This is a genomic window from Paenibacillus sp. FSL K6-2393, from assembly GCF_038002545.1.
GTDB lineage: Bacteria > Bacillota > Bacilli > Paenibacillales > Paenibacillaceae > Paenibacillus.
Window position 1 is genome coordinate 5478315 of record NZ_JBBOCU010000001.1, and the last position, 22379, is coordinate 5500693.

At 46.2% G+C, this 22379-nt stretch carries 23 protein-coding genes; 6 read left to right on the forward strand and 17 right to left on the reverse strand.

Going from position 1 to position 22379, the window contains the following annotated elements; all coding sequences use genetic code 11:
• Window positions 1-242: 242 nt before the first annotated feature.
• From tsaD to MHI14_RS24430, 6 genes are all read right to left on the reverse strand, one after another.
• Window positions 243-1298, reverse strand: coding sequence for a tRNA (adenosine(37)-N6)-threonylcarbamoyltransferase complex transferase subunit TsaD (gene tsaD, locus MHI14_RS24405; protein WP_091033774.1), 1056 nt, complete (start codon window positions 1296-1298; stop codon window positions 243-245).
• Window positions 1295-1816: a ribosomal protein S18-alanine N-acetyltransferase gene (gene rimI / locus MHI14_RS24410; RefSeq protein ID WP_036668955.1), complete on the reverse strand. Its 522-nt coding sequence runs from the start codon at window positions 1814-1816 to the stop codon at window positions 1295-1297. Before rimI ends, tsaD begins: the two co-directional genes overlap by 4 nt.
• Before the next feature lie 198 nt (window positions 1817-2014).
• Window positions 2015-2863, reverse strand: coding sequence for a tRNA (adenosine(37)-N6)-threonylcarbamoyltransferase complex dimerization subunit type 1 TsaB (gene tsaB / locus MHI14_RS24415; RefSeq protein WP_445670377.1), 849 nt, complete (start codon window positions 2861-2863; stop codon window positions 2015-2017).
• Window positions 2864-2865: 2 nt separating this feature from the next.
• Window positions 2866-3348, reverse strand: a complete 483-nt coding sequence (gene tsaE / locus MHI14_RS24420; RefSeq protein ID WP_017690089.1) for a tRNA (adenosine(37)-N6)-threonylcarbamoyltransferase complex ATPase subunit type 1 TsaE — start codon at window positions 3346-3348, stop codon at window positions 2866-2868.
• A 267-nt stretch (window positions 3349-3615) separates the two neighbouring features.
• Window positions 3616-3792: an H-type small acid-soluble spore protein gene (locus tag MHI14_RS24425; protein ID WP_026081228.1), complete on the reverse strand. Its 177-nt coding sequence runs from the start codon at window positions 3790-3792 to the stop codon at window positions 3616-3618.
• Window positions 3793-3796: 4 nt separating this feature from the next.
• Window positions 3797-4093 (reverse strand): hypothetical protein, encoded by a 297-nt coding sequence (locus MHI14_RS24430; RefSeq protein ID WP_036668952.1) that lies wholly within the window; start codon window positions 4091-4093, stop codon window positions 3797-3799.
• Window positions 4094-4343: 250 nt separating this feature from the next.
• Between MHI14_RS24430 and ku the strand changes: the two genes are divergently transcribed.
• The 5 genes from ku to ligD all read left to right on the forward strand — a co-directional run bounded on the left by ku (window position 4344) and on the right by ligD (window position 9683).
• Window positions 4344-5258: a non-homologous end joining protein Ku gene (gene ku / locus MHI14_RS24435; RefSeq protein ID WP_341131413.1), complete on the forward strand. Its 915-nt coding sequence runs from the start codon at window positions 4344-4346 to the stop codon at window positions 5256-5258.
• A gap of 317 nt (window positions 5259-5575) precedes the next feature.
• Window positions 5576-6445 carry a VOC family protein gene (locus tag MHI14_RS24440; protein WP_341131414.1) on the forward strand — a complete coding sequence of 290 codons (870 nt, stop codon included), beginning with the start codon at window positions 5576-5578 and terminating at the stop codon, window positions 6443-6445.
• A gap of 178 nt (window positions 6446-6623) precedes the next feature.
• A complete protein-coding gene (locus tag MHI14_RS24445) occupies window positions 6624-7736 on the forward strand; it encodes a GerAB/ArcD/ProY family transporter (RefSeq protein ID WP_289391492.1) in 1113 nt (370 codons plus the stop codon).
• A gap of 35 nt (window positions 7737-7771) precedes the next feature.
• Complete coding sequence (locus tag MHI14_RS24450) at window positions 7772-8722, forward strand: ATP-dependent DNA ligase (protein ID WP_341131415.1); 951 nt, start codon at window positions 7772-7774, stop codon at window positions 8720-8722.
• A 70-nt stretch (window positions 8723-8792) separates the two neighbouring features.
• Window positions 8793-9683: a non-homologous end-joining DNA ligase gene (gene ligD, locus MHI14_RS24455; RefSeq protein WP_341131416.1), complete on the forward strand. Its 891-nt coding sequence runs from the start codon at window positions 8793-8795 to the stop codon at window positions 9681-9683.
• 55 nt (window positions 9684-9738) lie between these two features.
• Here the strand turns inward: ligD and MHI14_RS24460 are convergent, their stop codons facing one another.
• Window positions 9739-10650, reverse strand: a complete 912-nt coding sequence (locus tag MHI14_RS24460) for a YitT family protein (RefSeq protein ID WP_036611290.1) — start codon at window positions 10648-10650, stop codon at window positions 9739-9741.
• A gap of 348 nt (window positions 10651-10998) precedes the next feature.
• Window positions 10999-12438 (reverse strand): cardiolipin synthase, encoded by a 1440-nt coding sequence (gene cls / locus MHI14_RS24465; RefSeq protein WP_341131417.1) that lies wholly within the window; start codon window positions 12436-12438, stop codon window positions 10999-11001.
• 376 nt (window positions 12439-12814) lie between these two features.
• Between cls and MHI14_RS24470 the strand changes: the two genes are divergently transcribed.
• Window positions 12815-14173 (forward strand): hemolysin family protein, encoded by a 1359-nt coding sequence (locus MHI14_RS24470; RefSeq protein ID WP_091033797.1) that lies wholly within the window; start codon window positions 12815-12817, stop codon window positions 14171-14173.
• 119 nt (window positions 14174-14292) lie between these two features.
• Here the strand turns inward: MHI14_RS24470 and MHI14_RS24475 are convergent, their stop codons facing one another.
• The 9 genes from MHI14_RS24475 to MHI14_RS24515 form a co-directional block, all read right to left on the reverse strand.
• A complete protein-coding gene (locus MHI14_RS24475; RefSeq protein ID WP_341131418.1) occupies window positions 14293-15882 on the reverse strand; it encodes an alpha/beta hydrolase family protein in 1590 nt (529 codons plus the stop codon).
• Between the two features lie 52 nt (window positions 15883-15934).
• A complete protein-coding gene (locus MHI14_RS24480; protein WP_133386726.1) occupies window positions 15935-17035 on the reverse strand; it encodes a DUF1648 domain-containing protein in 1101 nt (366 codons plus the stop codon).
• Window positions 17036-17059: 24 nt separating this feature from the next.
• Window positions 17060-17455, reverse strand: a complete 396-nt coding sequence (locus tag MHI14_RS24485; protein ID WP_036611299.1) for a GntR family transcriptional regulator — start codon at window positions 17453-17455, stop codon at window positions 17060-17062.
• A 222-nt stretch (window positions 17456-17677) separates the two neighbouring features.
• Entirely contained in the window at window positions 17678-18751 is a 1074-nt protein-coding gene (locus MHI14_RS24490) for an AI-2E family transporter (RefSeq protein ID WP_249911539.1), read from the reverse strand.
• Window positions 18752-18925: 174 nt separating this feature from the next.
• Window positions 18926-19705 carry an ABC transporter permease gene (locus tag MHI14_RS24495; RefSeq protein WP_341131419.1) on the reverse strand — a complete coding sequence of 260 codons (780 nt, stop codon included), beginning with the start codon at window positions 19703-19705 and terminating at the stop codon, window positions 18926-18928.
• Complete coding sequence (locus MHI14_RS24500; RefSeq protein WP_237176584.1) at window positions 19698-20606, reverse strand: ABC transporter ATP-binding protein; 909 nt, start codon at window positions 20604-20606, stop codon at window positions 19698-19700. The genes MHI14_RS24495 and MHI14_RS24500 overlap by 8 nt, the downstream gene beginning before the upstream one ends.
• Window positions 20607-20638: 32 nt before the next feature.
• Complete coding sequence (locus MHI14_RS24505) at window positions 20639-20890, reverse strand: hypothetical protein (RefSeq protein ID WP_143023589.1); 252 nt, start codon at window positions 20888-20890, stop codon at window positions 20639-20641.
• A gap of 296 nt (window positions 20891-21186) precedes the next feature.
• Window positions 21187-21708, reverse strand: a complete 522-nt coding sequence (locus MHI14_RS24510) for a hypothetical protein (protein ID WP_249911540.1) — start codon at window positions 21706-21708, stop codon at window positions 21187-21189.
• Between the two features lie 84 nt (window positions 21709-21792).
• Complete coding sequence (locus tag MHI14_RS24515) at window positions 21793-22377, reverse strand: VanZ family protein (RefSeq protein WP_341131420.1); 585 nt, start codon at window positions 22375-22377, stop codon at window positions 21793-21795.
• Window positions 22378-22379: the final 2 nt, after the last annotated feature.

Genomic DNA, 22379 nt, shown 5'->3' on the forward strand with positions numbered 1-22379 from the left:
GCCATGATCGGCCTTCGGATTCTCCCAGGGAGTCACCGTGTTCCATCGTTCCGCTTCCAGGTGAGTTTCAGGTTTCCTTCGACTGCGTTGCACCATACCGCAGCTCTCTAAGACCGGGAATGACCTTACTATTCCTGTTCATCGCGTTTATCAGTTCAGGAATCTGAATTCCTGTTTAAATTTGTAACTAAATATACATTCTTTACATCCCTGCTGTCAACTCTTAATCTCAAACTGCCTGACTATACGGATTGAACGGACCATTCCTCCAGGGAAAGTCCTGGATCTGCCTTCGCATCAAATTCAGCAATTTCTCCCCGCTGCCATTTCAGATATGCAGCCGCTCCAATCATGGCCGCGTTATCCGTACAATATTCCATTGGCGGGATTAACAGTTCAAGCCCTTCCTTCGTGCATCGCTCCTGTAATGCCGAGCGTAACCCCCGGTTAGCTGCAACACCACCACATAATAACAGTTGACGTGAACCATACTCACGAACTGCTCTAACGGCTTTCTCAACCAACACTTCAACAACAGCTTCCTGGAAACCACGTGCAACCGCAGACGGCTCCAAGGTTTCTCCGCGCATTTTGGCCTGGTTGAGCGCATTCAGTACAGCAGACTTCAGACCACTGAGACTGAAATCGTACGAACCTGCTTCCAGCCATACCCGTGGTAATGGCACTACGTCCTCCGCTTCAGATGCCATCCGGTCCACATGCGGGCCACCCGGATAAGGACAACCCAATGCACGTGCTACTTTGTCATACGCTTCGCCTACAGCATCATCACGTGTACGACCAATCAGTTTGAACTTACCCTCGGATTCCATATGCACAAGTTCTGTATGTCCACCAGATACGACCAGTGCCATCGCTGGATATTGCAGTTCATGAGTAAGTCGGTTGGCATAGATATGCCCGGCAATATGATGTGTGCCGATGAGCGGTTTGCCCAGTGCCATGGCCAGCGTTTTGGCCGCAACAATACCCACCAGCAGTGCACCGACCAGCCCCGGACCTTGCGTCACGGCAATTGCACTTAGATCACGTGGACGAATGCCGGACTGTTCGATCGCCTGTTCCAGCATCAACGTAATGACTTCAACGTGTTTGCGTGAAGCCACTTCAGGTACAACACCACCAAATGCCTTATGCGTCTCGATCTGACTTGAGATCAGATTGGACAGCACTTCCCGTCCATCTTTGACTACTGCTACCGATGTTTCATCACAGCTTGTCTCCACCGCCAAAATGTAGGATGGTGCAGAATTTATTTTTTCATTGAGTTCGTTCATGAATCCAGTACGCTTCCTTCCTCTTCGCCGCTCCGGCCTGCAGACGGCAAGTTCGCCCACATAATCATCGCATCTTCCCCATTATCGGAGTAATACCCTTTACGAAGACCCGCCGATTCAAACCCTTTTTTCTGATATAAACGCTGTGCAATGCTGTTCGAGACTCTGACCTCCAGCGTCATTCGTTCCATCCCGAGATAAGCCGCTGTGCTCATTAATTCATCCAGTAACTTTTCGCCAAGCTTGCGTCCACGATACGCGCCTCTGACTGCAATATTGGTAATATGGGCTTCATCCATGATTGTCCACATACCTGCATAGCCAATGGCTTTTCCTTCTAATTCCATCACCATATATTTAGCAAAATGATTGTGTGTCAATTCATTTTGAAATGCTTCTTCCGTCCAGGGCAGGGTAAAGGCCTCATGTTCAATCTCCATCACATCGGGAATATCCGCGAGTGTCATGAACCTGAACTGAAGCGTTGCTTCCTGCTTATTATTCGCCACGTTGTCCATCTGCTTTCCCCCCTTTAGTGCGTGTTCAAAAAGACCGGTTTTCAGTACCGAGAAGATGGGATGAAGCTAGAAATGGAGTAGCGGAGCGTAGGGAAAACTACGTGAGCAACGGACATTTCGGCTGAATTCCATAATCGATGCTGATGATGCCACCAGGCATCCTTCGTAATCAAAAGCGGACTTTTTGAACAACCTCTTTCAGCCTTTGCGCAGAAGATTGGCTTCCGCTTCAGACAGCTGGGTGTAGTTTGGCACCAGCGCATGCACGTCATCACGCTGACCTGCAAGCAGCGCGGCGGCGCCAAGGCGCCCAACCCAGCGGCCTTCCAGCTCATAAGGTACGAGCTGGAGCGCCGTTCCTGCGGGGCAGCGAAGCTCCGCCGCTGCCGCAGCATGAGGGCCCGTCTCGCCGACGAACCAGACGGCTGCGGGCCGCTCTTCCGGCGCCGCCTCCGCCATGCGGGCGGCGAGGGCTTCCAGCCATCCGTCCATCTTGCGGATGGCATCAGGCGCCAGACGCCGGGGCGCATCGCTCCCGGCGGAGGCAAACAGCGCGGTGCACGCTTGACCGCGCCGTGCATCCACAAGCGGAACGATCCAGTGGACAGGGGCAGCACTTGTGCTGCCCTGGTCCGCGGATGGCGTTCCGCCAGCCCCTGCTGCGGCATCCTCTGCCGCAGCTTCCGCCTTGGCGGCGAGGCCGCTGTGCCAGCCGCCCCAGGCGATGGCCTGAAGGCTGGACACCCCGGCTACGGGGATGTCCCACGCCCAGGCCAGTGTCTTCGCCGCGGTCACCGCAATGCGGATGCCCGTGTACGAGCCTGGGCCAACGCCAACGGCAATGCCGTCCAGTTGGCCAGGCTGTGTGTTGCTGGCGGCCAGCAGCTGCTCCATCACCGGTACAACGTGTACCGAATGGTTGCGCTCAGCCCGTTCATTGCGTTCTTGCAGAAGCGCATGATCTTCCATCATCGCAGCTGCCATCACTGCGGTGGATGTATCCAACGCCAAAAACCGCTGACGCGGCTCTTTTTGTAAATCTTCCATCATCATTTGACCCCATTCTGTCTGAACTGTCGGCACATGGCTGCATAAGTCTCGCCGTACCCATCCAGTGTAATCGTTCGATCCTCCAGGCCCGTTGTTTCAATCTGCACATGCAAGTGCTCTTGCGGCAGCAATTCGGGAATGATACTCGACCACTCCACCAGACTGACTCCGGCTCCATAGAAATATTCATCAAGTCCAAGCTCATCCGCTTCTTCCAGCGATATGCGATATACATCCATGTGATATAAAGGCAGACGCCCTTCGTACTCCTTGATTAGCGTGAATGTGGGACTGCTTACCACATCACGTACACCCAAATGCCAGGCAAATTTCTGTGAAAATGCCGTTTTTCCCGCGCCCAGATCACCATCCAAAGCAATCACCATGCCGGCGTTTGCCTGTCTGGCGAGTGCGGAAGCGAGTGCTTCTGTATCTGCAATGCCATGGGATTGATACACCCACTGCTCGTGCGTCTGATTCAATATTCGCCCCACCTTTGGCGGTCCAGCCGCCTGAGTTCACTTTGAACCTTATTATATCGGTCCCTTTCTTCCCCCGCAACATCCAAGGAGGCAAGCAGAAGTATAACATGCATTATTAGACGTGTCTCAAAACTCGCTTCCTTCGAAGTTTCAAACACCTACTGGGAAAAACCAAAAACCGGCACCTCTCGGTACCGGCCGTGTTATGCATATATTTCAGCTTTTATTCATTCTCGAATCCCTCAATAAACTATATGTTACTTGTATCTACTCCTCCAAGCGATCCACACGTACCGTCTGGGTATTTCCCGGTCTGCTGCCAACCTGAACGGTCGCCATGCCATTCGCTTCATCCACATTCTCGATCCAGACTGGATCTCCCTCCAGCGTAACGGCAATGGTATCCTTCGAATCATAGATCGCTTTGGCGCGCTTTGCATCCATCATCTTATTCATACTCCCCTTCCGGATCATCATGTGATTCTCGAACCATGCTGTCTGTTGTACTTTCACCAATATAACCGTTATCTTCCGTAACCTGTCCACCGCCTAACCCTTCATTCACCATCCGGTCAATGTCGAGCATGAACGACTCCCGATCAAGGGGCAATTCTTCCGAAGTGACCGCTTCCCAATTCACAGCTGTTGCGGGTGTATAAAATTCTTCAGCACTTTCGGCTTCCGCAAGAGGATACGGAGAAAATGCATGCTTGTGTGCTTCTTCCTCATCACGTCTGTTCTTCAATATTGCACCTCCCGGCATATGTGCTGCGAGAATAACTACCTATCCCATGCTCATCTTCCTGTCGGAATCCAAACATGTTTCTGTTATCATCCCCGAGTCTCGCCGAACCATACGAATTCGTTCGTCCATAAGACGATTATCCCTCGCACCAGATGCCCATACTATTGAATATACATCCGTGTTCAAAAAGTCCGGTTTTCAATACCGAGAAAGCGGAATTTTTGAACAACCTTTTGAAAGGAGCCGATCTATGCATACCGTCTGGAAAGGTGCAATCAGTTTTGGCCTTGTGCATGTCCCTGTCAAAATGTTCTCGGCTACCGAAGACAAAGACATCTCCATGCGCTATATCCATAAAGTCTGCGGCAGCCCGCTCGCTTATGTTCGTCAATGTCCATCCTGTGAAGTGGACGTCAAGTGGGAAGAGATTACCAAAGGCTATGAATATGAAAAAGGAAAGTTTGTACTCTTCGAGAAAGATGAATTGGAAGCGTTAAATGATTCCACCAGTAAAACCATTACCATACTGGATTTTGTCGACTTGACTGAGATTGATCCGATCTATTTTCAGAAAACATATTACCTATCGCCCGATCAGGCTGGCGGAAATGCCTACCAGCTCTTGATGAACGCGATGCGGGATACCGGCAAAATTGGCATCGCCAAAATCTCCATTCGCTCGAAGAGCAGTCTGGCTGCCATACGTGTGCTGGAAGATTGCCTCTCCATGGAGACAATTTTCTACCCGGACGAGATTCGTCCTGTCTCCCAGGTGCCCAACTTGCCGGAATTACAGAACGTGAATGAGAAGGAACTCACGATGGCAAAGCTTCTGATTGACCAATTGTCCACGCCTTTTGAACCCGGTAAATACACCGATGACTACCGCAGCAAACTGCTGGATCTCATTCAGCACAAAGTGGCGGGTGAAGAAATCAAGATTGCTCCAGCCAAACCTGAAGCCAATGTGATGGATTTGATGGCTGCCTTGCAGGCAAGTATCGAGGCCGTGAAGCCTATTCCGGCTGACCCTGGGACTACAACGGCCAAGCCTAAGAAACGTGCACCGCGAAAAACGCCTGCTCAAGCGGTTGCCGGAGGAGAATCCGATACACCTGCTGCACCAGCCAAAAGAAAAAAGGCGACACCCAAACCAAAAGTTTGAATGTCGCTAAGGCAAGACCGATTCCGTTATATAACTCATGTAATGAGGTTTACTCCGATCCGGCTTCACAGTCGGATTTTTTTGTTTTACAGAACTATGGAAACAGTTCTTGTCAGTAAAACTCCAGCTATAATCGTAAAATACGATTGACGAAAGCTGATTTATATTTTATATTAACTTATGAAAAGTAACTTATTTATGAATATACAGTCACGCTGTAATTCTGCTTTAACAGTATGCAATTAAATAATCCGTTTTCAACGCATATACACAATCAAACGAGAACCCATATTATCTATGATCAGGAGGAAACAATCATGAATACAACGTATCAAATCCCTGCCACAACCCATCTGGGTGAAGTGAGTCTCCGAATTATGAACCTAGAGCGTTCTATTAAGTTCTATACCGATGTGGTTGGATTGAAATTACTGGAGCGTAGTGGCAAAGTGGCTACGTTGACAGCAGACGGAAAACAGTCCCTGCTGCGATTGGAAGAGCTCACGGATGGAATTACCCTGCCGGAACGCTCACACGCTGGCTTGTATCATTTCGCCATCCTGCTGCCCGACCGTAAGTCCCTGGGTCTTGCTCTTCGTAATCTGGCTGCATCCGGTATCGATATCGGCCAAGGCGATCACTTGGTCAGCGAAGCCTTCTATATCTCCGATCCCGATCAGAACGGGATTGAGATCTATGCTGACCGTGCACGTGATACCTGGAAACGGGATAGCGACAATAACTACGTGATGGCAAGTGATCCTGTTGATGTGGAAAGCTTGTTTGCCATATCGGAGAATGAACCTTGGCAGGGTCTGCCTGCTGGCACCGTTATTGGTCATGTACATTTCCACGTCCGCAGCCTGGAAGAAGCCCGCAACTATTACGCCGGCATACTCGGTTTTGATATCGTGGGTAACTTTGCGAACATGTCAGCACTATTTGTATCCGCAGGCGGCTATCATCATCATCTGGGACTTAATATCTGGGCAGGAGTGAATGCACCTGTCAATCCAGATAACGCTACAGGAATTGACTACTTCACCATTGTGTACGCCACAAAGGAACAATTGGATCAGGCACTTGAACAATTGCGTCAATCCGGTACAGTCGTTACACAAGTGGAAGGTACCTGGTTTACGGTAGACCCACAAAATATTCGTATCCGTCTGACAACTGCGAACTGAATTTTGTTTAGGCGTTACAATATGTTTGCTTAACCTCATTTTATTAAGCCCGGGTAACTGATTTCTCTACATCTCAGAGAGATCGGCTGCACGGGCTTTTTGAGTTGGCTTTTATAAAACTGGCACAATTGGTGCATTCTAACCAATACAGAGACAAGATATGTTAAGGAGATACCTCATGATCGAAAAGGGACGTTTGACTGTTAGACAGCTCGCTTCACTCATGTTCCTGTGCACAATTGGAGAGCAGATTCTGGTCTTCCCTTCCATGATCACATCCTACGCTCATCAGGATGCCTGGTTATCAGCCTTGTTGGGAGTCGCAGGGGGCCTTGGCATACTCTTCATTATGCTTGTTGCCTACAAACTGCATCCCCGGTTAAATCTGATTCAAAATGCCCTTCGAACACTGGGACCCTGGATCGGGACCTTGTTTGGCTCTTTTTATCTCTTTTATTTCCTGATCAGTACCTCAACGTTCATTAGGGAGATTGGCGATTTTATGTCTACCCAGATCTTGCCGGAATCTCCATTACTGATTCTGCATATGGTTTTTATGTGTGCGCTTGTCTGGGGGCTTCTATCGGGTCTGGAGAGCATTGGTAAAACTGCTGAGGTCTTTCTTCCGCTGATCGTGTTGTTTCTGCTTATTCTGACGGTATGTCTAATCCCTCATGTACATTTGGCCAACATCCAACCTGTGCTTGCACAAGGATTTCTTGATCCATTCAAAGGTTTTGTTGCTGTACTCACATATCCCTACTGTGAACTATGCATCTTCATGATGCTTTTTCCCTACACAAAAAAAGAGCCCCATCTGGAGAAGGACATCCTGTTAGCAGGGATGATTGGCGGATTGTTACTCACACTGACGCTCAGTATGTGTCTGCTCGTTATGGGACCATGGATGACCCAGCATCACTGGTTCGCTTCATTCATCCTTTCACAGAAGATCAATATCGGAAACTTTATGCAACGCATCGAAGCCTTCATAGCATCGGTCTGGATTATCGCTGTTTTCTTCAAAGCCGCTCTGTTCTTCTATGGTTTTGTCCTGGGCGTCGCTCACCTGTTTCGCTTGTCCAGTCACCGTTCTCTGATCCTGCCGGGTGCCATGCTTATTCTCGCCATGTCTATTCTAATCTCTCCGAACGAGAACTTTTATCTCAAGGTTGTTATTCCCTATTGGATTGATTGGGATCTGACCTGTGGCATAGCACTTCCGTTACTTCTAATTCTGGTGCATCATATGAAGTCCCGCTTCAAAAAATATAGTAAAATTCCGAATTAACCTGCGCTAATTGGTGTACGAGAGAGGAGTTCCCCATGTTCAAACCGTTGATTCCGTTCGAACCTATCTCCAGAGATACTTTGCCCACAGGTCCGCAATGGATTGCCCAGGTCAAGTGGGATGGAGTCCGCATGCTTGCCTATGAGGACGGGCATGAGCTGCGCCTGGTGAATCGCAGATTACATGATCGAACCGCACAGTATCCCGAGCTGGTAACACCACGCAATTTATGTTCAGGCTCCTCTTATATCTTGGATGGAGAAGTTATTGCGCTGGACCCAGACACCGGAAAACCTTCGTTTTATCACGTTCTGCGGCGGGATCGGATGAGCAGACCCGAAGGTATCGCCCAAGCCCTACATCAGATTCCAGTCACATATATGGTATTTGATATCCTGTTTTATGAGGGGAAATGGGTGACGGATCAGCCTTTGGCAGATCGACAGCGCCTGTTGCACGAGGTCCTTAACACCGCTCCCCATGTTCAGGAGGTCACCAATACACTTGATGCCGCTTCCCTGCTTACGGTCATGAGACAACATCAGATGGAAGGCATCGTCTGCAAGGATCTCACCAGCAGTTATGGCATACAGGGCAAGGACCAGCGCTGGCAGAAGGTCAAAATCATGCATGATGTATATGCCATGATCGGGGGAGTCACGTACCGGAGCGGTATTGTAAATGCCGTCGCGGTTGGTGTATATGATGGGCCTGATTTTGTCTATATTGGTCATGTCGGGACTGGCAAATTGAACTCCAATACGTGGCGGGAACTCACACATCAAGTCGAGCCTCTGATCAGGCAGGACAGACCGTTCCATAATGTACCCGAGCGCAGTGCAGAGACCACCTGGGTGGAACCGCAAATAGGAGTCAAAGTGCAATATATGGAGCTGACTCACCATAACACTCTACGCCATCCCAGTATTCAAACCTTCGCGGATGTAACCCGCGAGGATTGCCTGGCGAACCAGCTTCTTCCATGATGAAGAGTTCGCTGCACTCGTGTTTCGGCCCATGTTTCAATAATCATTAAGCATATAGGAGGTGTTCCATATGGCCCCCAAGATCCAGGGAACCATCATAATAGAAGGCACAGAACTGACGGTAACGAACCCGGACAAGCTGTTATGGCCGGAAGCAGGTGTTACCAAAGCCATCTATCTGCAAAAGCTGGCCGCTCTGGCTCCTTATCTGCTCACGTATACGAGCAATCGACTTCTCACCACGATAAGATATCCCCATGGCGCCGGAGGAACATTTTTCTATCAAAAGAATGCTCCTGAGCCTGTACCAGATTATGTACACACTGAAGTTCACGACGGCATCCGCTACGTGGTCATGAATGGACTTCCCGAATTGTTATGGCTTGGCAATCTGGCTGCACTTGAATTTCATCCTTCTCTGCATACTGTGGGAAGCCATCTGCCCAGTGAATGGATGATTGATCTGGACCCCTCTCAGGAACATGAGCCGCGGATCATGCAAGCTGCACTCATCGTTGGCGAAACCCTGACTTCCCTTGGTCTGAGGTCCATTCCCAAAACTTCGGGCGCAACAGGAGTTCAGATCATCGTTCCCATTGTGCAAGGGGTAACCTTTGATGAATTGAGAGAGGTTGGTTATTTTGTAGGCAAATATGTCACTCAAAAGCACCCGGATCTATTCACACTGGAACGACTTAAAAAGGATCGTGGAGACCGCATTTATTTTGACTATCTCCAACATTATGGAGGTAAAACCCTTGCCGCTCCCTATACACCACGTGCCAAGGCAGGGGCCACTGTCTCTACACCTCTTACCTGGGAAGAGGTTAGAAGTAACGTCTCCATCCAGGATTACCATCTGATGAACATTATTGAACGCTTGAACCAAACCGGTGATTTAATCGCAGCTGTTGAACCCCAACCGGTAGAGCTCATTCTCAAACATTTGAAGAAAAAATAGCCGACTCCCTCATCACAAGGGTGTCGGCTATTATCATTCATGCGTATATAATTCGCTAATGGATACCTTTTTTCTTGAAACGTCCGCCCTTCACGTCATGAATGTTACCGATAGCCACAAAGGCTTGCGGGTCCCAATCTTCAACGATGGTCTTCAGCTTCGCTTCTTCCAAACGGGTGATCACGACAAAAATGATCTTTTTCTCGTCCCCGCTGAATCCGCCCTCTCCATCCAGGAAAGTTACACCACGACCAAGACGGTCTGTCAAGGCTGAACCGATATCACGATATTTCTCACTAATGATCCATACCGATTTGGACTGGTCAAGTCCTTCATTCACAATATCAATCATCTTCATCGCAATATAATATGCAATCATGGAATACAGGGCATTCGGCCAGCCGAATACAAATCCTGCACCTGCGAAAATAAACACGTTAATGAACAATACGATCTGTCCTACAGACAAAGGTGACTTCTCACTAAGCAAGATGGCCACAATCTCCGTACCATCCAGTGAACCGCCAGACCGAATGACAAGTCCAACACCCACACCCAGGATCAATCCGCCAAATACAGCTCCGAGCAAAGGCTCCCCTGGTGTTAATGCAGGAACATGGTGCAATAATGATGTCCCGATGGACATGACCACAATCCCCAGCAGCGTGGATAACGCAAATGTTTTACCAATCTGCTTGTAACCAAGAATCAGGAAAGGCAAGTTGAGCAAGGTCAGGAATACTCCGAGTGGCAAATTTGTAAGTTCTGACACCATAATTGAAATCCCCGTAATCCCACCATCAATAACACCATTCGGTACGAGAAACACTTCAAGCGATACAGCCATTAGTGCAGCACCGATCAGAATCATCACAATACGTTGCAGCAGCTTTAATGTAAACACCGAGCTTTTGACCCCGCGGTCAGCTTGCTTGGCTGTTAGTTCTTTCACCGTTACATTGGACATGGTATCCCCCCCGTTAAATCAGTGTGTGAATCCATTTTATAAATCATTTAAATACTCAGGGTGAATCTACATATGAAGAACAGCAAAGTGCGTTCTATATGTACCCTGGCTATACAGCGCAAGCATCTAAAAGCGATATAAAATGGATTCAAAATGTTATTCATCCCGGTTTGCACTTTCAAAAGAGAGCAAAAGGGAGCCTGTTTTCCCGCAGACTCCCCTCCTTCGCCAAGACATGATTTATATATCTATTATATCATAAAAGATCAAATTTGCGCAAAATACTTAGCAAAAAGAAGATAAATTCACAAAAAGTGAACTTATCTTCAGAAATCTGCCCTAAATCGGCTAAAGAAGCGGAGAAAGCATCCGAGAAAGCATTTCTGCGCCTTTTTGCCGTCGTGAACGCTTCTGAAATACCTCCCCATCGATCTGACTGCATTCCCCGAGATCACGTTCAAAGTCAGTGATCAAACGACGAATCGGAGAGGACTCGAACAGGACCGCCGTTAACTCAAAATTGCAAAAAAAACTGCGCATATCCATATTGGCCGTGCCTACCGTTGCAAGCAACTCATCCACAATCATCACTTTGGCATGTACAAAACCTTTGCGATATTGGAAGAACTCAACACCTGCTCGCAGAAGTTCCTCTACATATGAAAGGGATGCCAAATGAACAAGCTTTGAATCAGATTGATACGGAATGATAATTTTCACATCAACGCCACTGACAGCAGCTGTTTTGAGTGCCTCATACAGGGCAGGATCAGGAATAAAATAAGGTGTGGTAATGTAAATCCGGTCACAAGCTACCGAAATGGCCCCAAAACACATTTCCTGAATGGCATCCCAGTCCTGATCCGGCCCACTGGCCAGAATCTGAATTCGTTCTCCCCCGCTACAGATGTGGGGTGGAAATAATTCCGCAAGCTGGGGTTCGGTAATTCGCTCACCGGAAGCCAATTTCCAGTCGTTCAGGAACGTACTTTGCAGGAAATATACGGCATCTCCCTCAATCTGTACATGTGTATCCCGCCAGAAACCCACCTCTGGATATTGTCCAAGGTAATCATCGCCTACATTAATGCCACCCACGAAGCCAACCTGTCCATCCACAACGACTATTTTACGGTGATTCCGGTAGTTGACTCTTCGGTCAATCGTGGCAATCAGTGGCGGTAGAAAATAATGAAACTCCACACCTGCATCCTGCAGTTTGCGGATAAAACTCCAGCTCATCTTGTGACTGCCGAGACCGTCACAAATAAACCGAACCTTCACGCCCTCCTGTGCCTTGCGAATCATGACATCCTGAAACTTCGTACTGATGACATCATCACGGAAAATGTAAAATTCCACATGCAGATGGTGCTTTGCTTTTTCCATTTCCCTCAGCATTGCCGCAAACGCCTCTTCACCATTTGTGAGCACCGTACTGTGGTTACAACCTGTAATCGGGCTCTCCGACAGATGGGATAACAGGTTAAACAATCGATGCTGGTGACTGAAACGATCGCCAGGCATCTGTTCGACATCTCCAATGATGTGGGCTTGTTCCCAGATCGTTTCCTTCATTTCACGGAAGATGCGCGATCCACCCTTGCGGAGTTTTTTTCGTTTGTTATAATCCTGCGCCACGAAATAGTACACTACAAAACCGATCAAAGGCACACAGAACAAAATAAACAGCCAAGCCACAGCTTTAGCCGGATTACGAAATTCCAACAAAAGAATTGTGGCTGCCTGGAAAATAAATACGAGTAATATCATGACCAGCCAGAACATTCGGCTTCCTCCTCAAGTGGCAAGCTTCATGACCTTGCCCTTCTCTCACCTACACAGCTTTGACGATTCTGTATACAGCTAATCATAGATACCCAATGTACCCCCTATTCGTAACGTTTGCTTAGATAAAACTTTACATAAGCAGACGGAATACTTCATTCTGGAAATTCAAATTTCTACTTTGTTCATTGTATATTCTGACTGTGTTACCTTCTACATATCAGTTTAATGATGGAACAGATTCGCATTGTGTCGCCAATCTGCTCACTCCACCTTCCAGACTCTTCCTCATTTCTTTGTCTGGAGGTGGTCTTCTTACGTAAAATTAGATATAATAATCGTTAAAAACTTATTACTTAAAGGAGAACAGTAGTGAATGGACAGTGAGAGGTATGCGTTAAATTTAGTATTGGTTGCGATTTTGATAGGACTTTCGGCGTTTTTTGTCGCAGTGGAATTCGCTCTGGTACGGGTTAGACCGAGCCGGATCGACCAAATGATTGCAGAAGGAAACAAGCGTGCGCTGGCTGTTAAACAAGCCGTTGCCAATCTGGATGGCTATTTGTCCGCCTGCCAGCTTGGAATCACGATCACATCTCTGGGACTGGGCTGGCTGGGTGAACCAACGGTAGAGAAAATTCTCCACCCTGTGTTCGAAAGCATGCAAATTCCTGAGGCGGTTTCTTCATTCTTATCGTTTGTAATCGCGTTTGCTTCCATCACGTATCTGCATGTTGTGGTTGGTGAACTCGCTCCAAAAACGATTGCAATCCGGAAAGCCGAGACTGTTGCACTGCTGACGTCTACACCTATCATCTGGTTTAACCGAATTATGTATCCTTTTATCTGGCTGTTAAACGGCTCAGCGAACCAACTGGTGAAACTGTTCGGAATCAAACCTGCTTCTGAACATGAAGATGCACACTCCGAAGAAGAGTTGCAGATCATTATTAATGAAAGCTTTGAAAGTGGTAAAATCAACCAAGCTGAATTCGGTTATGTAAGCCGGATCTTTGCTTTTGATGAGATGTTAGCCAAAGAAATTATGGTACCCCGGACCGATATGGTCTGCCTTTATGTGAATAGAACAAACGAGGAAAACCTGGAGATCATTCGTGAAGAACAATATACACGTTTTCCAGTAGTGAATGAGAGTAAAGACGATATCATCGGTATCATTAATACGAAACAATTCTTCCTGGAACTTTACGGAAACGATGAACCTGTTGATCTATCCTCCCTGATTCAGCCTGTATCGGCTGTTCACGAAACAACTCCTGTGAAGGACTTGCTCAAGAAAATGCAGAAGGATGGCGTACATATCGCCGTACTTGTCGACGAATATGGAGGAACTTCCGGAATTGTAACCATTGAGGATGTGCTTGAGCAGATTGTTGGTGAGATCCGCGACGAGTTCGACGCAGACGAAGTGGAAGATATTCAAGTCATCAATGAGAACTATGTCATTATGGACGGTAAGGTTTCCTTATCAAAGGTGAACGACATGTTTATGTCCAGCCTGGATGCAGATGAGTGGGACACCATTGGTGGATGGCTCTACAGCCATCGTCCTGAGATGAACGAACAGGAAGAATATGAGTTCGAGAATCTAATCTTTGTTTTGCTGGAAAAAGACAAGAATCGGTTCTACAAAGTGGCCGTTGTTCCCAAGGAACCACTGACCATGTCTGATTATACCGATGAAGACGAGAAAGAGTCCAATTGGTCTAAATAAAGCAAATTTTAAATAAAAAGAGGAGCACTTGCCTATATTGGTAAGTGCTCCTCTTTTTATATCTCGCCCCATGTGTCACTTCCCATTGTTATCACTCAACCAAGATTGGAACTCCCGTTTTAGTTTGATTTTAATACCCACTTCGCAATATCATCGATAATGGCTTTGGAGACATTAGATGGCTCAGCGTACTCTTGACCGATTGAAAGTCCATCATAGCTGGATAACAGATGATTTACCTTTGGATAGCTATTGTACGTTACATTGGAATGACCTTGAAGAGACGATTTCCAGGTTTGGAATTGATTCATAGACACTTGCACATCGTTTTCGCCTTGTATAACAAGCATAGGTGTATTTTGTGTTTTAGCCAGTTCCGCAGGTACATAATCTCTCTGCTCAAACCACCAATAAGCAGGTTGAAGTGGAAACGCCTCAGGAAGATGATCTACAGAATATTTTGGATCTTTAACCATCGCAGCCACATTTTTATAAAAATCAGCTTGCCCTTGAATGACATCCGTGTCTAAACCAAGCTGCTTCATCCGCTCGACCAATTCGTCCTGCTGCTCGGTAAGCACATCCGCAAAGCTACTACTTGGTGCAGCAAGCAGAATACTTCCTGCAATATCATGTTGTTTATCCTCAGCAATAATTAACGGCATTGCAAACCCGCCTTGACTATGTCCAGCTACAAAAATCGCTGTAGAATCAATATGTGCATTCTTTTTAAGCAATTCCACTGCATCGTTTACCTGATCTACGCTCTCTTGTTTTAATGTGAATTTAGGCTGTGAAGCCACCTTATAGGTATGCTCATACGTGACCTTATCGTATCTTAATACAGCAACTCCTTGTGAAGCCAAACCTACCGCAAGATCGCGAAACGGCTTTGCACCACCAATGGCAGCATCTTGATTGTTAGGCCCGGATCCGTGTACCAGAACGACAACCGGGAAAGGTCCCTCTCCCTTGGGCAAAGTTAATGTCCCTGGCAAAGCTAAATCACCCTGACCAACCGTAATGTTTTGTTCTGTATAGGCAGATGGGTCGTCGTAGCTTGGTTTTTGATACACATCTGGCGTAGCGGCGGCAATATGCAAATCATCCACAAGTCCGTTATGATTCATTCTGACCGTAATATTTATACGAGTTAGCTCTGTTTTGAACGTATAGGTAACATTGCGATGCACTGTATTATTTTCTACATGCTTAGCTATGGCTTCACTTGTAATTTTGCCATTTTGTCCTTCTAAAGCTCCCCACAGCTGGCTCAACAACGTGGGTGACAACACTCCACTCACAGAGGTATGAACATACTTGGCTGCCTCCTTGCCATCGCCCTCACTAATAAGGGAAATGAATATATCCTTAGGTTCTGCCTTCAGCGTCTCGGTAAGAAATGTCCCATCCATATAGGTAACTCCTTTCGTTAACTGAACAGGATTGTCTAAGGATATGGCTTGCCCATTCACCATCGCCTGTTTCTCTCCTACCTTAACTACAATAGTAAGCTCACTTTTTCGTATTGTGATTTCTCCTGTCTTTTGTTGCCAAGATACCTCTGCCCCATTCTTTTCTGCAATCTCACGAACAGGAACAAGATTTTCACTACCAGCGGATTTTTCAGCAGCTTCTGAGATGGATGTCACCGGAAGAATGAGACCTACGAAAGTAAGAGAAAGTAATAGCTTTTTCCAATTGTTCATTGTAATAACTCCTCCTAATCAGTTTTTATGTTATGCATAGATCTATGAGCATTTATTGGCTCAGAACTCTGCTTATAACAACAATAGCAATGATGAATAACAACAGGACCCAAGATAGTGGACGAGCGAAGTTAATCGTCCAGCCTATTCCATAACGCTTTTCTACGGTAAAAGAAGGATCATTGGCATTGAAGTAAATAAAACCAAGCTTCCAATGTTCATCGTCATTCACAGGCTGCTCCTTGGATCGTTCACGATCCTCTTGATGGTTCCGAATTTTCCCACCGCCTTGTCTGCCTGTGAGAGATAGCCCTACCGCGCCTAACAAGATCAGCACAGGGGTAATGAAGATAATACCTTTTAACAAGACGAGATTCGGGACGAACATATTCATCTGAATGAAGGCAAATAAAATGGTAAGAAGCAACCCCGTTATGATCGTAAATAGGGACCATTTACGGCGGAATTGAATATTTTCAGCAGCAAATTGGGCAGGATTAGACGCGGTAAGCTGTTGTTTGCTTGTTTTGATACTCCAGTTCACCAACATCATAAGTGCAATGATGCCTAGCTGCACAAGATTAATAGCCAGTACCGAGAGGTAGGTTTTAGGCGCACTGGAAATGACATGGCCCTGAAGATCATATTTCATTGGAATGACGTTAGGGAGTGCCTTATAATTCAGGATTGAAATGATTCCAATGGCTACAATAATAGCAATGTGAATGAGAAACCAATAGTTGGAATAGGTGAGTTTATTTTGACGGAAGGTGGTATCGATTTTAACCCGTTGAGGTGCGTCTACAGTTGTAAGTGTTCCTTTTATCTTTTTCATCTTGAAATGAAATAAGATGTGTAGTGCTGCCCAGTATACAATAAACAGCACTGTGCAAACACCGGTGATCATTGCCGTAGACTTTTCATTAGCAGATGGGAGTAAATACAGACAGACAAGTATAATCATCCCGTTTCCGATCAGACTTACGGTAGCAAACGTACTCCGCAGCTTACGCAAGATGGGTGTGTAGTAATTATATTCACTTACCGTAACCCCAAAGCTGATTGTTTCCCTTGTCACATATGGTGCAAAAGATAGAAATACGGCTAATGGAGCAAAGATTAAAATGATAGGTAATATACTAAATAGTTGCATACATAACACACTCCCTCGATTCCTTTATTCTTTGTTGTGACCCATCTTCACATCATCATACATTTGGTCTAACACCGCAGATAGTTCCTCTTTGGTCATTCCGCGACAGATCGCTTCGGCAATAATCGGTCTTAATTCTCTTTGCTGCTTTTTCAAAAAATCATCCGTTAAACCAGGCATTCCATCAGGGTTCACTACGACTCCCTTTTGCCTATGAACCAGAATGTATCCATCTTGCTTGAGTAGTGTATAAGCCTTGTTGACGGTGTGAAGGTTAACACCAATATCTGCGGCTAAATTCCGAACCGAAGGTAACGCCTCACCTAGCTGTAACTCACCACTAGCAATGCCTTCAATAATTTGATAAACAAGTTGCGAATAGATGGGAAGTTCGGATTGCATATCCAATTGAATAATCAAGGGTTCACCTTCTTTTTGTTATCTGTTATATATCAAGTATAACAGCTATAACATGAGTGAGCAATAAAAATGAAAATAAAAATAAAGCCGCATATCCATCGCGAGGGCAAACTTACCTGACCCTTCACCATGGATATGCGGCTTATCCTGTTGAGCTTATCGATGTGATTCAATAACAAACATTAGTAGTGGCACATGACAGCGTTGTATTTCAGATTCCATTTAAAGTTCAGTCTTATCTTCGACAATCCGATAATGGATTTTGCGAACTATAATTTTCAGAATCATATACAGCGGAATCACGATGATCATACCCAAGATATTTCCCAGGTCAGCACCCACGAGCAAAAGGATAACGGTAGTCAGTGGATGAATATCGAGCTGTTTGCCATAGACGTAAGGTGAGATCAGATTATCCTGAATTTGCTGTGCGATTACAATGATGACCAGTGACCAGATCGCCATCGAAGGTGATTCGATAAACGCAACAATGACAACCGGAATAGCTGCCAGCAAAGCACCCACATAAGGGATGAAGTTTAGAATAATGGATACAACAGTCAGCAGCAAAGCGTAAGGCAAACCTAAGATTAGAAAACCGATGTACATCAGAATCCCTAGGGCTACATTAACAATAACCCGCCCAACAATATAGTTACTTAGTGCTTCATCGATCTCATGGACGGTTTCTTCCCCATCCTTCCGATAATGTCTTGGCAACAATAAGGTTAGATTCGTTCCAAACTTGCTGCCTTCCTTGAGCATGTAATACAACATGATCGGGAACGTTGCCAGAATAATAACCAGATTGGATACCACGGAGAATAACCCGGAGACATAATTGGTTGCCTGAGTGATCCCTTGGCTCAGAACATCGGATAATCGTGAGAATAGATTGGAATCATCAGGCAGGTATCTGGATACAAAATTGCTCTTTTCAAGTGCATTCAACTGATCGCTGAGTGAAGTAACCAACGCTGGAGCATTCTCCACAAAATTCATTAATTGTTCACGCAGGGAAGGCCATACAAGCACACTAAAACCTGCAAGTATTAATGCAATTACGACATAAATAATCAGAACTGACAATGCACGTTTGATCTTATGCCTTTCCATATAATCGACAAGCGGGCGCAGCAGATAATAGAAGAAACCGGCAATCAGCAGCGGGATGATGATGATGTGAATCAGTGAGGTCAGGGGGCTGAAAATAAAGTTCACTTTATCCCCCAAATACACGATGAGCAGCAGCAGAATAATCGCTGTGCATATGCGGTAGAACTTGTTATTTATCAAGAAACGTGATCCCTCCATGCGCTGCTCTGCCAAAGTGACTGCGGCGTTCATATGTATATCTAATCATTTACTTATGATACTAAGTACCCTTAAATGACAGTCATGCCACAGTCGATGCTGAATATACACTTTTTCTTTCCAAAACAAACATTGGAGCAAAAAAAGAAGCAGGCGTTAGCCTGCCACATCTCTTTTGCTGAATACAACCCAAGAAATCACCATGAAAATAACGTAATACACCGCCAGGACTGCAATGGAGAAACCAAGTGTCATTCCTGCACTCGGACCACCCATTAGCGCAAAATCCGCCCCGGAGGTCATATATTTGCTAAGATCCATGTTGTTGAACAGAACATACTTGGCCCATTCATAACGGACCGGATTGAATATGAGTGAGAAGATACTCTGTGAGAACATAATGAACAGGGATAATCCAATCGCAAGTGCACCTGAACGAAATACGGAGGACACCATAAAGGCAATCGCAAGTGTAATGAACAGATCAACATACAAATATCCCCATAACGTCAGAGCATTACCACTTCCCGAAGGACCATCATGCGAGAACAGTAGATAGGACATACCTGTTGCCATTACAATGACAACCAGAGTACTCAAAATACTGAAGATGATCACGGTGAGGTATTTGGAAGCTAGAATTTTGCTTCGAGACCATGGACGAATAAGCAGCAGTTTGATTGTTCCCCAAGTAAATTCTCCAGCTACCGCTTCCGCTGCAATCACAACACAGAAGATCGTATTCAGAAAGAATACAATTTGCACAGTTGTTACAGCCGCTTCCCAGAATGGAACACCAGCCGACCCCATTCCTTCTCGCAGTAACACTGGCATTAATAGCGAGATCAGCGCCAGAATCGATAACATGATCCAGGTACGGGGACGACGGAAAATTTTCATATTCTCATTTAATATCAGATTACCAAAACTACCCAATTCCTCCACCCCCAGTGACTTGCAAGAATTGTTCTTCCAGGGTGTGAGTCACGTTACGAATACCGTATACCTGAAACCCTTCGCTAACCAGCTTGGCATTGATATCCGGAATCTGCTCACGAGACACCCGCATCACCAGGACATTGCCCTGTACGACAGCACCCTGAATCAGATCCGCAGCGCGGTCAGCATCATTCAGCTCAAAAGCAACTTCGATTAATGCATCCGAACCGGCTTCAGCCCGAAGGTTTCTTACATCAATCAACTTGCCATTCTGGATGATGGCCACCGTATCACACATCAGCTCCATCTCCGACAATAAATGACTGGATACAAAGACCGTAATACCTTCCTCTTGGGTGAGCTGACGCAAATAATCTCTCAGTTCCCGTATACCCTGTGGGTCCAAACCATTGGTCGGCTCATCCAGTACAAGCAGCTTCGGTTTATGTAATATCGCTTGCGCGACACCCAGACGCTGGCGCATGCCCAGTGAATAGGTTTTGACCTTATCGTGAATACGGGCCGTAAGCCCCACACGTTCAATCGTTTCCGCAATACGTTCTTTCGTGACTCCCGGCGACATGCGGGCAAAGTGAACGAGATTCTGGTACCCGGTCAGAAACTTGTACATTTCCGGATTTTCTACAATAGCTCCTACCTGGGCTACCGCCTTCTCAAATTCATTCTTCACACTGTGTCCCGAGATCAAAATGTCACCTTTACTGATGGACATCAGTCCAACCATCATCCGAATCGTTGTTGTTTTCCCCGCGCCATTAGGTCCTAAAAAACCAAAAACCTGCCCCGGAGAAATATCCAGAGTCAGGTCGCTGACCAATGATCGGGAGGATATGATTTTGCTGACGCCCTGAATCCGGACGACCGGCTCCTGCTGCATTCAATCCCCTCCTTCATGGACGAGCACATACCTCATGCCCGTTTCTCATATGCACATAGTGTATCATAATCTTTAGTATATTGTCCCGCAAACTGGGATTTCCCCTGACGTTTCGCTTCAACTACACACGCTTCACAGCATCCAAGCGGCATTTCACTCCGGTAGAATCCGGTGCGAAATACGTGATTGCCTCCATTGCCCTCTTCCTTCATTTCGACAGAGCTTCTAGCGACCGACACAATCATCCCACAACTGACACAGTAAAAGCGGCCCGTTTCGATCAATGATATTCCTTCCCCTCACAAGGAGCTTAGAAGTCCTTGTTATTTGTCGTTAGACGCTGAAAATTGATACATTTTGTATCTATCTCGTAATTTACTTGACACCGGGACTAATGTCAAGGCTTTACAGCCATAAAAACAAGCAAAACACAAAAAAAGCTCCAAAAATGCGACAAAAGTCTCGCATTTTTGGAGCCTGATGTTAGGTAAATGATACAATTCGGTTCAATGTATGGGTTAATATCATCATATCGGAGTTCCAGTCTCTTTCACAACGATGCCCACGATGTGATGCCTGATCAATCACTATTGTCGACATGCGAGGTATCCTCATTTTTCTGATTTGGATAATACCAGAGTAAGGTCCACTCATCGCCATCCTCTACCAGATAACAGGTCTGCACAATATCGAATTGGCCAAAGGTACCTGAGTACTTCTGGGTGACCCGAATTCTGTAGGCTTCAGAAAATGGTTTAACCCCATCGATCACGGTTACATCGAACTCGCGCTCCGGCTTTTCCATCTCCAACTCAAACGTTTCCACGCCAAAGTGCTGCATAAATATATGTGCTCTGTTCTGTACGTAAGCACTCTTGGGAAACCGCTCTTTCATCAGGGGATGAAAGAGTTCCCATGAACTGCCGAAGTCACCCGTCTGCTCATATTTGTAAAACTCTTCGGCAACAGCAGCAGCTTCATCCGATGTATCTGCCTGAAACAAATACGGAATGGTTCTGGCAATCAACCACAGCAATAATACAATGATCGCGATGAAGCCGATCTTTTTGAGCAAAGCATTCCGGTTCCTTCTTCGCAGCATGTCCAGTCCTCCTTGTCCTACTCCATACTTATGATGGATGGCAGACAAGTAGAAGTTGAACGATACATCTAATTTCCTGGGAAATCACTCACTGTGAATGGAAGTATGCTTTCCCTTTCTAATCCTTCGGATAATGGACTGAAGTCCTGCATATATGGCAATCCCACAGCAGCCGCCGAGCAAGTCTACTCCCACATCACGTATCGAGCTTGTCCGGTCCGGGCTGAACTGCTGAATATACTCATCAATGGAGGCTATAACAAACACCACAGCCAGAGCAGAAACGATACTGGTCATAAGGGATGTTCTTCTGTACCGCAGACCGCCGTACACAAGCATGGCGAGCACAGCGTATACAAATAAGTGTGCACTCTTGCGAAAGACGAACTCTGCAAAATCATACGGCCTCTGCTTCAGCGAATACTCATACTCCCCATAAGTGAATTGCACATCAGGAAGTGTAAAACCGATGTGCAATTTTTGAGACCATTTATGAAGCCACGGCTGAATGTCTTGCTGTTGAGAGGATTGCGTGGACATGGACCAGATGACCAGAATCCAGATCACAATCAACAGCAGAGCAATGAGAAATCCGTACGTTCTTCGTACATACTTTTGTCTCGTGCGCCCGGAGCCCTCCTCCATCATTTTAATCTTCCCCACTTTCATAT

What these genes read in the sequence shown, in the direction of transcription:
- tsaD (WP_091033774.1), bottom strand. Translation starts at nt 1,298, where the DNA reads ATGAACGAACTCAATGAAAAAATAAATTCTGCACCATCCTACATTTTG.
- rimI (WP_036668955.1), bottom strand. Translation starts at nt 1,816, where the DNA reads ATGGACAACGTGGCGAATAATAAGCAGGAAGCAACGCTTCAGTTCAGG.
- tsaB (WP_445670377.1), bottom strand. Translation starts at nt 2,863, where the DNA reads ATGGAAGATTTACAAAAAGAGCCGCGTCAGCGGTTTTTGGCGTTGGAT.
- MHI14_RS24425 (WP_026081228.1), bottom strand. Translation starts at nt 3,792, where the DNA reads ATGGATGCAAAGCGCGCCAAAGCGATCTATGATTCGAAGGATACCATT.
- ku (WP_341131413.1), top strand. Translation starts at nt 4,344, where the DNA reads ATGCATACCGTCTGGAAAGGTGCAATCAGTTTTGGCCTTGTGCATGTC.
- MHI14_RS24440 (WP_341131414.1), top strand. Translation starts at nt 5,576, where the DNA reads ATGAATACAACGTATCAAATCCCTGCCACAACCCATCTGGGTGAAGTG.
- MHI14_RS24445 (WP_289391492.1), top strand. Translation starts at nt 6,624, where the DNA reads ATGATCGAAAAGGGACGTTTGACTGTTAGACAGCTCGCTTCACTCATG.
- MHI14_RS24450 (WP_341131415.1), top strand. Translation starts at nt 7,772, where the DNA reads ATGTTCAAACCGTTGATTCCGTTCGAACCTATCTCCAGAGATACTTTG.
- ligD (WP_341131416.1), top strand. Translation starts at nt 8,793, where the DNA reads ATGGCCCCCAAGATCCAGGGAACCATCATAATAGAAGGCACAGAACTG.
- MHI14_RS24460 (WP_036611290.1), bottom strand. Translation starts at nt 10,650, where the DNA reads ATGTCCAATGTAACGGTGAAAGAACTAACAGCCAAGCAAGCTGACCGC.
- cls (WP_341131417.1), bottom strand. Translation starts at nt 12,438, where the DNA reads ATGTTCTGGCTGGTCATGATATTACTCGTATTTATTTTCCAGGCAGCC.
- MHI14_RS24470 (WP_091033797.1), top strand. Translation starts at nt 12,815, where the DNA reads ATGGACAGTGAGAGGTATGCGTTAAATTTAGTATTGGTTGCGATTTTG.
- MHI14_RS24475 (WP_341131418.1), bottom strand. Translation starts at nt 15,882, where the DNA reads ATGAACAATTGGAAAAAGCTATTACTTTCTCTTACTTTCGTAGGTCTC.
- MHI14_RS24480 (WP_133386726.1), bottom strand. Translation starts at nt 17,035, where the DNA reads ATGCAACTATTTAGTATATTACCTATCATTTTAATCTTTGCTCCATTA.
- MHI14_RS24500 (WP_237176584.1), bottom strand. Translation starts at nt 20,606, where the DNA reads ATGCAGCAGGAGCCGGTCGTCCGGATTCAGGGCGTCAGCAAAATCATA.
- MHI14_RS24510 (WP_249911540.1), bottom strand. Translation starts at nt 21,708, where the DNA reads ATGCTGCGAAGAAGGAACCGGAATGCTTTGCTCAAAAAGATCGGCTTC.
- MHI14_RS24515 (WP_341131420.1), bottom strand. Translation starts at nt 22,377, where the DNA reads ATGAAAGTGGGGAAGATTAAAATGATGGAGGAGGGCTCCGGGCGCACG.